Origin of the sequence: Actinomycetospora sp. TBRC 11914 (assembly GCF_012933465.1) — a bacterium.
Lineage (GTDB): Bacteria > Actinomycetota > Actinomycetes > Mycobacteriales > Pseudonocardiaceae > Actinomycetospora.
This window is the reverse complement of the sequence record NZ_JABBND010000003.1, coordinates 256,862-270,436: the sequence shown is the minus strand read 5'-3', so window position 1 is coordinate 270,436 and position 13,575 is coordinate 256,862. Positions and strand designations below refer to the sequence as shown.

Genomic DNA, 13,575 nt, shown 5'->3' with positions numbered 1-13,575 from the left:
GTCGGCCTGCCTGGTGTGCCCGTCGGCGGGACCGGGCGGCCGCGGCGTGGTGGGATCGGGACCGATGAGCACCTTCGACGACCTCGACGCCTTCGTCGCCACCCGCCGCCAGGCCGGCCTCGCACTCTCGCCGGACGGGGCCCGGCTGGTCACCACGGTCGCGGAGCTGGCCCCCGACGGCACCAAGCCGGTGACCTCCCTCTGGGAGGTCGACCCGACGGGGGAGGCCCCGGCGCGGCGGCTGACCCGGTCGGCGGCGGGGGAGTCGGCGGCGGCGTTCGCGCCCGACGGCGACCTGCTGTTCACCTCCCGCCGTCCCGACCCGACGGTCGAGGCGGGCGACGACGAGCCCGCCGCCCTCTGGGTGCTCCCGCGCCACGGCGGCGAGGCCCGGCAGATCCTCGCGCCCGGCGACGGCATCACCTCGTTCGAGGTCGCGCGCGACGCGGGCCACGTGGTCGTCACCACGACGGTCCCCGTGGGGCCGGCCCCGGAACCACCGGAGGGCACCCAGGACACCGACGAGGCACCCGACGCGGCCGCCGCGCTGCGGGCCGCCCGGAAGAAGGCGGGCGTCTCCGCGCGGCTGCACGACCGGTTCCCGGTGCGGTTCTGGGACCACGACCTCGGCCCCGGACGTCCGCAGATCCGCGTCCACGACCAGCTCGCCGCCGACCGCCTCACCGAGCCGGTCGCCGTCGTCGACCCCGCGGGGCCCACCGAGCGGGTCCGCGAGTCCGCGATCAGCCCGGACGGGACCCGGCTGGCCGTCGCCGTCGACGTGCGGGACCCGGGCGGAGCGAGCGGAGCGACGGGGGATCGAGGTGACCCGGCCGCGGTGCGCGTCCGCCTGGAGCTGCGCCCGACCGGCGGCGGCGAGACCGAGGTCGTCGCCGACGAGGCCGGGGCCGACCACGAGATGCCGGTGGTCACCCCGGACGGGCGCTGGCTGCTGTGGATCCGCGAGGAGCACGCCGCCCCCGGGCGCGCCCCGGCGCAGTCGCTGCAGGCACGGGAGCTCGCGGGCGGCGGGACGCGCACCGTCGTCGAGGCCGGCCGCTGGGCGATCCGGTCGGTGACCGGCGCCGCCGATCCCGACGTGGTCCTCGTCGTCGCCGACGAGCAGGGCCACGCGCCGGTCTTCCGGGTCTCGGTCGCCGACGGGTCGGTCACGCGCCTGACCGCGTCCGGGGCCTACGGCGACGTCGTCGCGAGCCCGGAGGGCGGCGCGGTCTACGCGATGCGCGCGACGATGGACGCGCCCCCGGTCCCGGTCCGGCTCGACCCCCACACGGCCGACCAGGAGCCCGCCGTCCTGCGCGGGGCCACCGAGATCGACGACGTGCCCGGCACGCTCACCGAGGTGCACGCGACCGCCGAGGACGGGACGCCGCTGCGGGCCTGGCTCGCGCTCCCGGCGGGCGCGTCGGAGCGGTCGCCGGCGCCGCTGCTGCTGTGGGTCCACGGCGGCCCGTACATGAGCTGGAACGCCTGGTCCTGGCGCTGGTGCCCCTGGCTGATGGTCGCGCAGGGGTACGCGGTGCTGCTGCCCGACCCGCGCCTGTCGACCGGCTACGGACGGGGGTTCACCGACCCGGCGACCGGCGCGTGGGGCGGGCTGCCCTACACCGACCTCATGACGGTGACCGACGCCGCCCTGGAGCGCCCCGACCTGGACGCGTCCCGGACGGCGGCGATGGGCGGCTCGTTCGGCGGCTACATGGCCAACTGGATCGCCGGGCACACCGACCGGTTCGACGCGATCGTCACGCACGCCTCGATCTGGCACCTCGACGGGTTCGTCGGGACCACGGACGGCTCGTACCACTGGGTGCGCCAGTGGGGCGACCCGATCACCGACCGCGACCGCTACGACGAGCACTCGCCGCACCGGTTCGCCGCCGCGATCACCACGCCGATGCTGGTGATCCACGGCGACAAGGACTACCGCGTGCCGATCGGGGAGGGGCTACGGCTCTGGTACGACCTGCAGCGCCACGGGGTCGAGTCGCAGTTCCTGTACTTCCCCGACGAGAACCACTGGGTGCTCAAGCCGGGCGACGCGAAGCTCTGGTACCGGACGGTGTTCGCGTTCCTGGCCCACCACGTGCTCGGGGAGAAGTGGGAGCGGCCCGCGCTGGTGTGAGCCGCTCCGGCCCTCAGCGCCGAGTGCGGCGGGGGTTGGCGACGCTGCGGGGGCGGGCGAGCGCCTCGAGCGTCGCGTCGTGCTCCTCGCGGGAGGTGCCGTCGTCGTGCACGGTGTCGTTCTCGGCCATGCGTCCAGAGTCCCCGATGCGGCTGTGGATCCGGTGTCCGACGGCTGTGGTGATCATGACGGTGCGATGAGCATCTCCCGACGCAACCCGGCCACGGTGTCCGGGCCGTGCACGTCCGGTGGCCGCCCCGGTGTGGCACTCTGGACGCCGTGCTCCGTACGGCCGGTGCGCGGCTCCTCGACGACCGTGACCGGTCGAGGGTGCGCGGTGTCCTCGACGACGACCCGATCGCGACCTGCATGGTCGCGTCGCGCGTCGAGACCGTCGGCGTGGAGCCGTGGCGCCTCGGCGGCGAGCTGTGGGGCGTCGGCGGCCGGCTCGACGGGCTGTGCTTCTCCGGCGCGAACCTCGTGCCGTTGCGGGGCGAGCGGTCGGCCGTCCGGGCGTTCGCCGACCGGGCCCGCCGGCACCGCCGGACCTGCTCCTCGCTCGTCGGGCGCCGGGAGCTCGTGCTGCCGCTGTGGGAGGAGCTCGCCGAGCACTGGGGCGCCGCCCGTGAGGTCCGCTCGGACCAGCCGCTCATGGCGATCGACGGCATGCCGACCATCGCGCCCGACCCCGCCGTGCGCCAGGCCCGCCCCGACGACATGGAGCGCTACCTCCCCGCGGCCATCGCGATGTTCCTCGAGGAGGTCGGCGTCGACCCCCGCCTCGGCGACGGCGGCGCGGGCTACCGGGCGCGGGTCGGCGAGCTGATCTCCTCCGGGCGGGCGTTCGTGCGCTTCGAGAACGGCGAGGTCGTGTTCAAGGCCGAGGTCGGGGCCCTCTCGACCCGGGTCGGCCAGATCCAGGGCGTGTGGGTGCACCCCGACTGGCGTGGCCGCGGCCTCGGGCAGGCGGGCACGGCCGCCGTCGTCGAGCACCTCGTCCGGGCGGGCCGGATCGCCTCGCTCTACGTCAACGCGTTCAACACCCCGGCGCGGGCCGCCTACGCGCGGGTCGGGTTCAGCCAGGTCGCGAGCTTCGCGACGGTGCTGTTCTGACGTCGGGCCTACCCTCACCGTCGTGAAGCACCGTCCGGCCCTCGCCCTCGTCGACGCGCTCGCCGTCCTGGTCTTCGCGGCCATCGGCCGGCAGGCGCACGAGGAGGGCGCGCACGACGCCGCCTACGCGATCGGCCAGGTCGTCGGGATCGCGGCCCCGTTCCTCGCCGGCGCGCTCGTCGGGGCGCTCGCCGTCCGCTCCTGGCGCGACCCGCTCGCCCTGCGGAGCGGCCTCGCGGTCTGGGTGGGTGCGGTCGTCGTCGGGATGCTGCTGCGGTGGGCGTTCGTCGACCGGCCGCCGCTGTCGTTCCTCGTCGTCGCGACGGTCTCGCTCGCCGTCCTCGTCCTGGGCTGGCGCGGCGCCGTGCGCGGGATCATGCGGCTGCGCCACCGGCGCGAGCGGCAGCACGCCTGACGCGACGCCTACGCTGGACCCCATGCCGGTCCGTGCTCCCCTGCGCCCCGGGCAGCAGACGCCCCTGCGCCCGGTGCCCGCCTCCATCGCCCGTCCCGAGTACGTCGGGAAGCCCGCCCCCGCCCGCTCGACCGATCCCTGGGTGCAGGACCCCGAGATCATCGAGAAGATGCGGGTCGCGAGCCGGGTGGCGGCGCAGTCGCTGCAGGCCGGCGGGGAGGCGGTGAAGCCCGGCGTCACCACCGACGAGGTCGACCGGGTCGTCCACGAGTTCCTCGTCGACCACGGCGCCTACCCGTCGACGCTGGGCTACCGCGGCTTCCCGAAGTCGTGCTGCACCTCGCTCAACGAGGTCATCTGCCACGGCATCCCGGACTCGACGGTCATCGAGGACGGCGACATCGTCAACATCGACGTCACCGCCTTCCTCGACGGCGTGCACGGCGACACCAACGCCACGTTCCTCGCCGGCGACGTCGACGAGGAGGACCGGCTGCTCGTCGAGCGCACCCACGAGGCGACGATGCGCGCGATCAAGGCGGTCAAGCCGGGTCGCGAGCTGAACGTGGTCGGGCGGGTCATCGAGTCCTACGCCAACCGGTTCGGCTACGGCGTCGTCCGCGACTTCACCGGGCACGGCATCGGGCGGGCGTTCCACTCCGGCCTCGTCGTGGTCCACTACGACGACCCGACGCGGCACGAGCCGCTCGAGCCCGGCATGACGTTCACGATCGAACCCATGATCACCCGCGGCAGCATCGACTACGACATCTGGGACGACGGGTGGACGGTGACGACGAAGGACAAGTCGCGCACCGCGCAGTTCGAGCACACGATCCTCGTCACCGAGACGGGCAGCGAGATCCTGACGCTGCCGTGAGCCCGTGAGACCGCACGTCCTCGCCTCGTGCGCGGTCTCGCTCGACGGCTTCCTCGACGACGCCTCGCCGCGGCGGCTGGTCCTCTCCGGGCCCGAGGACCTCGACCGGGTCGACGCCGAGCGGGCGCACGTCGACGCGATCCTGGTCGGCGCCGGGACGGTCCGCGCCGACGACCCGCGGCTGCTCGTGCGTTCGGCGGCGCGCCGGGCCGCGCGGACCGCGTGCGGGCAGGTGCCGTCGCCGCTGCGCGTGGTGCTCTCGGGCCGGCCCGTCGACCCCGCCGCGCGGGTGCTCACCGAGCCGGGCGCCGACACGGTCGTCCTGGCGGGCTCGCCGGGGGAGGTGCTCGACGACCTGGGCGGCCGCGGCGTCGTGCGCCTCATGGTCGAGGGCGGGGCCGGCGTCCTGCGGGAGTTCCTGGCGGCGGGCGTGGTCGACGAGCTGCAGCTGGTCGTGGCGCCCCGGCTGGTGGGGGACGGGCCGCGGTTCACCGGCGCCCCGGAGTCCGTGCCGCACCTCGTCGAGACCCGCGGCGTGGGCGACGACCTGCTGCTGCGCTACCGGTTCGGCGCCCCTGACGACCGCCACCTCGCCGAGGCCTGCATCCTCACCGAGCGCTGCCCGCCCAGCGCGAGCGCCTTCAGCGTCGGGTGCGTGGTGGTCGGCGACGACGGGTCGGTGCTCGGCGTGGGCTGGTCCCGTCGCGACGACCCGCTCGACCACGCCGAGGAGGGGGTGCTCCGCGACCTGGCGGGCGACCCGCGGCTCCCCGGCGCGACGCTGTACAGCTCCCTCGAGCCCTGCGGTCAGCGGGCGTCCCGGCCGGACTCGTGCGCGACGCTGATCGAGCGCGCCGGCGTCGGCCGCGTGGTGTACGCCTGGCGGGAGCCGCCGGAGTTCGTCGCCCTTCCCTCCGGGGTGGCCCAGCTCGACCGCGCCGGGATCACGACGACGCACCTGCCCCGCTGGGAGCCCCTGGCCCGCCGGTGCGCGAGGTGCGCTCCGCAGTAGGTGCGCTCCGCGCTCGTGAGCCGCGGCGAACCCGGCCGGCGAAGATCAGGGAGTCGCTGCGCGGCCGGCGGAGATCCCCTCGACTCGCCACGACTCCCTCGCGTCGGTGGACCACCCGGCCACGGCTACAGTGACTCTCGGTGGGTCGGCTGAGCGCGTAGTTCGCACCTTCGTTCACTCGGTCGGCCCACCGCCGTGAAGAATCTTGAAACACCGCGTAACGAGACATGGATCTCAGACGACCAAGTGACTGCGAACTACGCAACCACTCTTGGTCTGAACGGAGTATCCGTGTCCGTCACCCCTCAGGCGCCCGACGCCTCGTCGTCCAACGACCCGAGCCGCCCCGCGACCGGTCCGCAGTACGTCCCGCAGCAGGAGGGATACGCCCCCTACGTCCCGCAGCAGCAGGGTGCCGGCAACCTCCCGCCGTGGACGGGCCAGGCTCCTCAGCCTCCCGCGCCGCGCGCGACGAACACGGCGGCGACCACGGGTTTCGTCCTCGCCCTGATCGCGGCCGTCGTCGCGTGCATCCCGCTCCTCGGCACCGTCTCGTGGATCCTGGCGCCCCTCGGGATCGTGTTCGCGATCGTCGGGCTCTCGCGGGCCACGCCGGCACGCGGCGGGGTCGGCCGACCCATGGCGATCTGGGGGATCGTCCTCGGCGCCATCGCGCTGGTCATCTGCGCGATCTACGTGACCGCGATCGCCAAGGCCGCGAACACGTCCACCGTCAGCTCCGGCAGCAGCGGCTACTCCGCGCCCTACACCTACACCGCGCCTGCCCCGAGCTACACCTACACCCCGCCGTCGTACTCGTCGGGCTCGTCGAGCGGCTCGTCCTCGTCGTCGTCCTCGGCCGGTTCCGCCGCGGCGCCCGCCGCCGACCCGAACACGTTCTCCGCGGGCACCTACGAGGTCGGCACCGAGATCCAGCCCGGGACCTACAAGACCACGGGGTCGGACTGGTGCTACTTCGAGCGCGACAAGAACCTCGACGGTGATCTCAACTCGATCATCGCCAACGACAACGTCCAGGGTCAGGGCGTCATGCAGGTCAAGTCCTCGGACAAGTACATCAAGTTCGACGGCACCTGCACCTGGACCAAGAAGTAGCCGGGCCGGTCGACGACCCCTCTCGGTCTCCGAGGGGGGTCGTTGTGCCTCGACAGGCTGGCGCCCACGGAGGTGCGCTCCGCGCTCGTGAGCACAAAGTGCCGGTATAGCGGCACTTTCTGCTCACGAGAGCCGTAGGCTCACCCGATCATGCGCGGTGCCCTCCTCGTCGCCGGCACGACCAGCGACGCCGGGAAGAGCGTGCTCGTGGCCGGCCTCTGCCGCTGGCTGCGGCGGCAGGGCGTCGACGTCGCGCCGTTCAAGGCGCAGAACATGAGCAACAACTCGGTCGTCACCACCGACGGCGGCGAGATCGGGCGCGCCCAGGCCCTGCAGGCGGCGGCGTGCGACCTGCGCCCGAGCGTCGCCTTCAACCCGGTCCTCCTCAAGCCCGGCTCGGACCGCACCAGCCAGGTCGTCGTCCACGGCCGCGTCGACGGCACCGTCACCGCGCTGTCCTACCGCGACCGGAAGGCCGCGCTGCTCGACGTCGTCACCACCACCCTCGCGCGGCTGCGGGCCGAGCACGACGTCGTCGTCTGCGAGGGGGCCGGCTCCCCGGCCGAGATCAACCTGCGGGCCACCGACATCGCCAACATGGGGCTGGCCCGGGCCGCGGACCTGCCCACGATCGTCGTCGGCGACATCGACCGCGGCGGCGTCCTCGCCCACCTCTTCGGCACGCTCGCCGTCCTGGAACCCGCGGACCAGGCGCTGGTCGCGGGCTTCGTGGTCAACAAGTTCCGCGGCGACCCGGCGCTGCTCGAGCCCGGCCTGGCCCAGCTCGGGCGGCTCACCGGACGGCCGACCCTGGGCGTGCTCCCGTTCGCGTCGGACCTGTGGATCGACGCGGAGGACTCGCTGGGTCACGACGGTGCCGTGGGTCGCCCCGCGCCCCCGCTGGGGCGCGACTGGCTGCGGGTCGCCGTCGTGCGCCTGCCGCGGGTCTCCAACGGCACCGACGTCGACGCGCTCGCGACGGAGCCCGGGGTGGCGGTCCGCTACGTGACCTCGCCGGGCGAGGTGGTCGGCGCGGACCTCGTCGTGCTCCCCGGCTCGAAGGCCACCGTCTCCGACCTCGCCTGGCTACGGGAGAACGGCCTCGCCGACGCGGTGACCGCCCACGCCCGCGCCGGCCGCCCGGTGCTCGGGATCTGTGGCGGCTACCAGATGCTCGCCCGCACGATCGACGACCCGCACGGCGTCGAGGCGGCGCCGGGGCGGCACGCGGGGCTGGGCCTGCTCGACGTGGACGTCGTCTTCGACCCCGACAAGCACCTCGGCAACCCGGCCGGCACCGCGCTCGGCGCACCGGTCGCCGGCTACGAGATCCACCACGGCCGCGAGGTGCGCCGCGAGGGAGCGGCCCCGCTGGTCACGGACGCCGACGGCACCGTCGAGGGCGTCGACGCGGGCCCGGTGCTCGGCACGCACTGGCACGGGCTGCTGGAGAACGACGGCTTCCGGCGCCGGCTCCTGGAGCGGGTGGCGACGACGACGGGGGCCGGGTTCCGGGTCTCGACGACGACGTCGTTCGCGGCCGCCCGCACCGCCCAGCTCGACCTGCTCGCCGACCTCGTGGAGACCCACCTCGACACGGCGGGGCTGCGGCGGCTGATCGAGCACGGCGCGCCGGTCGGGCTGCGGGTGGTGCCCCCGGCCGGCGCACCGTGATGTCAGGAAAGAGTCGTTGCAGACACTGGGTGTCCGCAACGAGTCGTTCCTGACACGAGGGCGCGAGAGATCTACGTCGCGGCGTTCGCGACCTTGTCGATCGTCGCGGACATCTGGTCCTCGGAGACCATCGGGAAGAACCCACGGAAGTCCTGGTCCTGCACGCCCGACCAGTCGTAGACCTGCGTGACCTTGGTGCCCGACCCGGCCGGCTCGAGCTCCCAGGTCCAGGTGTGGCCGGTGGCCCGCACGTCGCCGATCTTGTCCTTCTGGGCGTCCATCGGGTACATCGACGGCGCCCAGCCGATCTTGCGGTTCTCCTCGTAGGAGGTGACCACGTTGCGCATCTGGTACGGCCCGAGCGCGTCGTTCTCCATGTTCATGACGAACTCGTCGCCCGTCCCGGTGACCTGCTCGCCGCCCGGCTCGACGCCGCGCAGCATGCCGGCGCCGTCGAACTCGGTGTGGCGCTCCGGCCGGGAGAGCAGCGCGAACATCTGCTCCGGGCTCGCGTCCACGGTCTTCGTCACCGTCTGCTGATCACTCATGCCCGAGTCGTGCCCGGAGGCCGCGTCGTTCAATCGCGCGCGACCGGAATCTGCCCGGCCGGACGGGGAGCGACTCAGTGCGCCCGGCCGGCCTCGTAGACGTGCCCCGCGGTGCGCAGCCGCTCCACCAGCACCGGACCCATCGCCGTGGCCGGGGTCAGCGAGCCGGCCCGGTCGGGGAGCCGGTCACCGTCGAGCCCCAGGCACAGCAGCGACTCGCCGAGGATCACCGCGGTCGCCGCGTAGCCCGGGTCGCCGGACGCGGAGACCCGCGCGGTGTAGCGCGCACCCGTCGTCGTGGTGGCGTCCACGTCGTGGCGGAACCAGCCCTTCTCGCGGGTCTGCTCCGACGGGCCCTCGCCGGGCTTGGGCAGGACGCGGTCGAGGAGCTGGCGGGCCCCCGGCGTCGCGAACCCGGCCACGAGCGCGCCCAGTCCCGCGGTCACCGCTCCGGCCGTCACCGCGCCGACCGGGCCCTTGCCGGTGGCCATGACCTCGCCGTAGCGCAGGCCCTTGCCGTAGGCGTAGCCGGCGATCGCGTTGGAGCGCCGCACGATCCGGGTGTTGTAGGAGGCCATGACGAACGGCGCGACCCAGCGGCCGTCCAGCCAGCCTCCCTCGACGCGGTGGGGTGCCGGGTTGTCGCTGGGCTGGCGGGTGTCGGGCTCGCCCTCGCGGTCGGGGGAGAGGCTGTAGGGGTCGCGGAGGACCTTCATCGTGGAGCGGTCCGAGCGGACCGCGTCGGCGATGCCGCGCATCGAGTCGATCGTGCCGCCCGAGACGCCGCCGCGGATCCGGGCGACGGTGGTGACGTCGGTGAGCTCGCCCTCGCCGTCGGCCTGCACCCGGCTGTGCAGGAGCAGGACGCCGAGGTCGGAGGGCACCGAGTCGTAGCCGCAGGAGTGCACGATTCGCGCGCCGGTGGCCTGGGCCCGGGCGTCCGCGGCGTCGATGGCCTCCCGGGCGAACGTCGCCTCGCCGGTGAGGTCGGCGTAGTGGGTGCCCGCCGCGGCGCACGCCTCGACCACCGGCAGGCCGTACTTGGCGTAGGGCCCGACCGTGGTGGCGAGCGCCGTCGTCGAGGCGGCCATCGCGTCGAGCGCGGCGCGGTCGCCCGAGTCGGCGACGATCAGCGGCCAGTCCGTCCCGGGGGCGGGCAGCGAGGCGCGGACACGCTCGAGCTTGTCCCGCGAGCGGCCGGCGAGCGCCACCCGGGTGCCGGTGGGGGCGTGCCGGGCGAGGTAGTCGGCGGTGAGGGCCCCGACGAAGCTGGTCGCGCCGTAGAGGACGACGTCGTGCTCGCGCTGGCTCATGGACCGGCACGCTAGCGCCGGTCCCCGGCGACCGCCCCTCACATCACCCGGTGATCGCGAACACCGGGTGCTGCGGGGCGATCGCGGCCAGCTCCTCGTCACTGGCGTCGGCGCCGACGCCCTGGAAGAATGCGCCGACCTCCCAGGCCCACTGCCGCAGGTACGCCCGCAGGACCGGGACGATCTCGGCCGGGTCGGTGATCTCGCGGGCGGTGACGCGCTCGGTGCGGCGGCCGACGGTCAGCTCGGCCCACCCGGAGGCCCGCAGGTTGCGCACCCACTGGGTCTGGCCGCGGGCAGCGAGCAGGTAGCGCTCGCCGTCGAGGGTGAGGGGGTTGACCGGGGTCGTGCGCATCTCGCCGGTGCTCCGGCCGGGGACGCCGAGCACAGTGGAACCGGCGAGGGAGAGGCCGCGGCGGGTCAGGAAGGCGACGAGCGGGTTCATGACGCGGCGGGTGAGGACGCCGGGCTGCTGGTAGTGGGTGCTCATGGGGATCGCTCCTCGGGTCGATGTTCGAGAGCGCTGCTCTCTGTTGAGAGCAGTGTTCTCTGATTGGTGCGCCCGTGTCAAGAGCAGTGCTCTCGGAAGTGTGCGATGCTCTCGGTCGTGCCCACGGCTCGCGAACGCGCCCGCGCCCGGACGACCGAGGCGATCCTGGCGGCCGCCCGGACCCAGCTCGCCGAGGTCGGCGCGGCCGCGCTGTCGCTGCGGGCCGTGGCGCGCGAGGTCGGCCTCGTCTCCTCGGCCGTGTACCGCTACTTCCCCAGCCGCGACGAGCTGCTCACCACGCTGATCATCGAGGCATACGACGCCGTCGGGGAGGCGGCCGAGGCGGCGCGTGCGGCGGCGGACGGCACGGCTCGGGAGAGCTGGGTGGCGGTGTGGCGGGCGGTGCGGGCGTGGGCGCAGGCGCACCCGGCGCAGTACGCGCTCATCTACGGCTCGCCCGTCCCCGGGTACGCGGCCCCGCCGGACACGCTCCCGGCCGCGGGCCGGGTCGGGGTGGTGCTGGGCGCGATCGCGACCGAGGGTCGTGCCGACGACCCCAGTGACCCCGCCGACCATGTCGTGGCCGCGATCGCGCCCGACGTGTCCGCGACGCTCGGCGTCGACCCCCGCCTCGGGCCGGCCGCGGTGTCGGCGTGGACGCTGCTCTTCGGCACCGTCGGGTTCGAGCTGTTCGGGCAGTACGAGAACGTCGTCCTCGACCGGGAGACCTACTTCGACCACGTGGCGGGGGCGGCGGCGACGGCGGTCGGCCTGCCCTGACGCGCCCGAGCCGCGAGGGGCACGTGGCGCATCCCGCCCGGCCGCCGGGGCTGTCAGGTGTGCCCCCGGCCGCCGTCGGGACCGGGCCACGCCCGGGGATCCCGGGGACCGCGGGTGGTCCGCGCCCTACGCTGGCTCCCGACCGGGTGTGGGAGAGGGGGCGGGGTGGACGCAGCGGCGGTCGAGGTCCACGGCCTGACCAAGCGCTACGGCGAGGTCGAGGCGGTCCGCGGGATCGACCTGGAGGTGGCCCGCGGCGAGACCTTCGGGTTCCTCGGCCCGAACGGCGCGGGCAAGTCGACCACGATCAACATCCTGTGCACCCTCGTCGAACCGACCAGCGGCACGGCCGCCGTCGCCGGCCTCGACGTCGTCGCCGACCGCGCGGCGGTCCGCCGTCGGATCGGCCTGGTCTTCCAGGAGCCGACGTTGGACGGGCCGATGTCGGGGGAGCAGAACCTGCGCTTCCACGGCGAGCTCTACGGCGTCGACCGGCGCACCGCGGCCGCGCGGCGGGAGGAGGTCCTGCGCACCGTCGGGCTGTTCGATCGCCGCAAGGACCCGGTCTCCACCTACTCCGGCGGGATGCGCCGCCGCCTCGAGATCGCGCGCGGGCTGCTGCACTCACCACAGGTGCTCTTCCTCGACGAGCCCACCATCGGGCTCGACCCGCAGACCCGCGCCTCGATCTGGGACTACCTGGCCCGGCTGCACGAGACCCAGCCGATCACCGTCTTCGTCACCACCCACTACATGGACGAGGCCGAGCACTGCGACCGGATCGCGATCATGAACGAGGGCCGGCTCGTCGCGCTGGACACCCCGGAGGCGCTCAAGGCGCAGGTCGGGGCGGACCGGGTCGCGGTGAACACGGAGGACGACGCGGCGGCGATCGCCGCGGTCCGCCGGGAGTTCGGCCTGGACGCGGCGGTGCGCGAGGGCGCCGTCACGGTGTCGGTGCCCTGGGGTGCGGAGTTCGTGCCGCGGCTGTTCGCGGCGCTCACCGCCGAGGGCGTCGGTGTGCGCTCGGTGGCGGTGACGCGGCCGTCGCTCGACGACGTGTTCCTCGCCCACACCGGCACCACCCTGCGCGACGCCGAGGCCGGGCGGGGACCGTCGCTGCACCCGATGGCCATGCGGATGAGGGGGCGCTGAGGATGACGCAGCTCGAGGACCCGGCGTCGTTGCGGGTCGAGGCGGTGCGCGTCCCGCAGAGCGGGCTCGTCACCGAGGCCCGCGCGGCCGCCGTCGTGTGGCAGCGGGAGATGATCCGTTTCCTCAAGGACCGCACGCGCATCCTCTCGTCGCTCGCGCAGCCGCTGCTGTTCCTCTTCGTGCTGGGCTCGGGCCTGGGCTCGCTGCTCGCGAGTGCCGGCGGGCGCAGCGGCGGCGTCGCGCTGCCCACGTTCCTGTTCCCCGGGGTGCTCGCGATCTCGGTGCTGTTCACCGCGGCGTTCTCGGGCATCTCGATCGTCTGGGACCGCGAGTTCGGGTTCCTGCGCGAGATGCTCGTCGCCCCGGTGTCGACGACGTCGATCCTGGTGGGGAAGGCGGTCGGCGGGGCGACGGTCGCGACGCTGCAGTGCGTCCTGCTGCTCGCGCTGGCGGGGCTCGTGGGCGTGCCCTACGACCCGCTGATGTTCCTCGAGCTGCTCTGCCTGATCTTCCTCATGGCCTTCATGATCTGCTCGCTCGGCCTCATGCTCGCGGCCCGGCTCAAGCAGGTCCAGACGGCCATGCCCATGGTGCAGCTGATCATCACGCCGCTGATGTTCCTGTCCGGGGCGCTCTTCCCGCTCGGGAACCTCCCGGTGTGGTTGACCGTGCTCACCCACGTCAACCCGATGACGTACGCGGTCGAGCCGCTGCGCCACGTCGTCTTCGCCCGCCTGGGTGCCGCCCCCGCCGACCTCGCCCGCTACGACCCGGGCATCCGCTGGGGCGCGTTCGTCGTCCCGACCTGGCTGGAGATCGTGCTGACGATCGTCTTCTCGGTCGTGCTCCTCGCGCTCGCCGTCGGGCGATTCCGCCGCACCGAGTGAGGCGTTTCCGGCGACCGGTCCCGCGGTCACTCCCCGTCCCGGCGCC

General features: G+C 74.2%; 13 protein-coding genes. 10 read left to right on the top strand and 3 right to left on the bottom strand.

The annotated features are described in order from the left end of the window. Positions 1 to 64: 64 nt before the first annotated feature. The 7 genes from HH311_RS09390 to HH311_RS09360 all read left to right on the top strand — a co-directional run bounded on the left by HH311_RS09390 (position 65) and on the right by HH311_RS09360 (position 8,356). A complete protein-coding gene (locus HH311_RS09390) occupies positions 65 to 2,146 on the top strand; it encodes a prolyl oligopeptidase family serine peptidase (RefSeq protein WP_169183350.1) in 2,082 nt (693 codons plus the stop codon). A 279-nt stretch (positions 2,147 to 2,425) separates the two neighbouring features. After that, positions 2,426 to 3,259 carry a GNAT family N-acetyltransferase gene (locus tag HH311_RS09385; RefSeq protein WP_169183349.1) on the top strand — a complete coding sequence of 278 codons (834 nt, stop codon included), beginning with the start codon at positions 2,426 to 2,428 and terminating at the stop codon, positions 3,257 to 3,259. Between the two features lie 22 nt (positions 3,260 to 3,281). After that, positions 3,282 to 3,674, top strand: a complete 393-nt coding sequence (locus tag HH311_RS09380) for a DUF3054 domain-containing protein (RefSeq protein WP_169183348.1) — start codon at positions 3,282 to 3,284, stop codon at positions 3,672 to 3,674. Positions 3,675 to 3,696: 22 nt separating this feature from the next. After that, on the top strand, positions 3,697 to 4,554 hold the full coding sequence (gene map, locus HH311_RS09375) for a type I methionyl aminopeptidase (RefSeq protein WP_169183347.1): 858 nt from the start codon (positions 3,697 to 3,699) through the stop codon (positions 4,552 to 4,554). Positions 4,555 to 4,558: 4 nt separating this feature from the next. Next, a complete protein-coding gene (locus HH311_RS33190; protein ID WP_169183346.1) occupies positions 4,559 to 5,566 on the top strand; it encodes a dihydrofolate reductase family protein in 1,008 nt (335 codons plus the stop codon). Between the two features lie 291 nt (positions 5,567 to 5,857). After that, on the top strand, positions 5,858 to 6,682 hold the full coding sequence (locus HH311_RS09365; protein ID WP_169183345.1) for a DUF4190 domain-containing protein: 825 nt from the start codon (positions 5,858 to 5,860) through the stop codon (positions 6,680 to 6,682). Between the two features lie 150 nt (positions 6,683 to 6,832). Then, on the top strand, positions 6,833 to 8,356 hold the full coding sequence (locus tag HH311_RS09360; protein ID WP_169183344.1) for a cobyric acid synthase: 1,524 nt from the start codon (positions 6,833 to 6,835) through the stop codon (positions 8,354 to 8,356). 71 nt (positions 8,357 to 8,427) lie between these two features. On the opposite strand, the gene HH311_RS09355 is transcribed toward HH311_RS09360, so the two are convergent. The 3 genes from HH311_RS09355 to HH311_RS09345 all read right to left on the bottom strand — a co-directional run bounded on the left by HH311_RS09355 (position 8,428) and on the right by HH311_RS09345 (position 10,707). Further along, the gene (locus HH311_RS09355; RefSeq protein ID WP_169183343.1) at positions 8,428 to 8,904 is read right to left on the bottom strand and encodes an SRPBCC family protein; all 477 of its coding nucleotides are present in this window, start codon (positions 8,902 to 8,904) and stop codon (positions 8,428 to 8,430) included. A 74-nt stretch (positions 8,905 to 8,978) separates the two neighbouring features. Further along, positions 8,979 to 10,217 (bottom strand): trans-acting enoyl reductase family protein, encoded by a 1,239-nt coding sequence (locus tag HH311_RS09350; protein ID WP_169183342.1) that lies wholly within the window; start codon positions 10,215 to 10,217, stop codon positions 8,979 to 8,981. Between the two features lie 43 nt (positions 10,218 to 10,260). Further along, positions 10,261 to 10,707, bottom strand: a complete 447-nt coding sequence (locus HH311_RS09345) for a nitroreductase/quinone reductase family protein (RefSeq protein ID WP_169183341.1) — start codon at positions 10,705 to 10,707, stop codon at positions 10,261 to 10,263. Positions 10,708 to 10,824: 117 nt separating this feature from the next. Between HH311_RS09345 and HH311_RS09340 the strand changes: the two genes are divergently transcribed. The 3 genes from HH311_RS09340 (at position 10,825) to HH311_RS09330 (ending at position 13,529) form a co-directional block, all read left to right on the top strand. Continuing rightward, the gene (locus HH311_RS09340) at positions 10,825 to 11,487 is read left to right on the top strand and encodes a TetR/AcrR family transcriptional regulator (RefSeq protein ID WP_312030033.1); all 663 of its coding nucleotides are present in this window, start codon (positions 10,825 to 10,827) and stop codon (positions 11,485 to 11,487) included. A gap of 165 nt (positions 11,488 to 11,652) precedes the next feature. Next, positions 11,653 to 12,642 carry an ATP-binding cassette domain-containing protein gene (locus tag HH311_RS09335; protein ID WP_169183339.1) on the top strand — a complete coding sequence of 330 codons (990 nt, stop codon included), beginning with the start codon at positions 11,653 to 11,655 and terminating at the stop codon, positions 12,640 to 12,642. 2 nt (positions 12,643 to 12,644) lie between these two features. After that, positions 12,645 to 13,529, top strand: coding sequence for an ABC transporter permease (locus HH311_RS09330; protein WP_169183338.1), 885 nt, complete (start codon positions 12,645 to 12,647; stop codon positions 13,527 to 13,529). Positions 13,530 to 13,575: the final 46 nt, after the last annotated feature.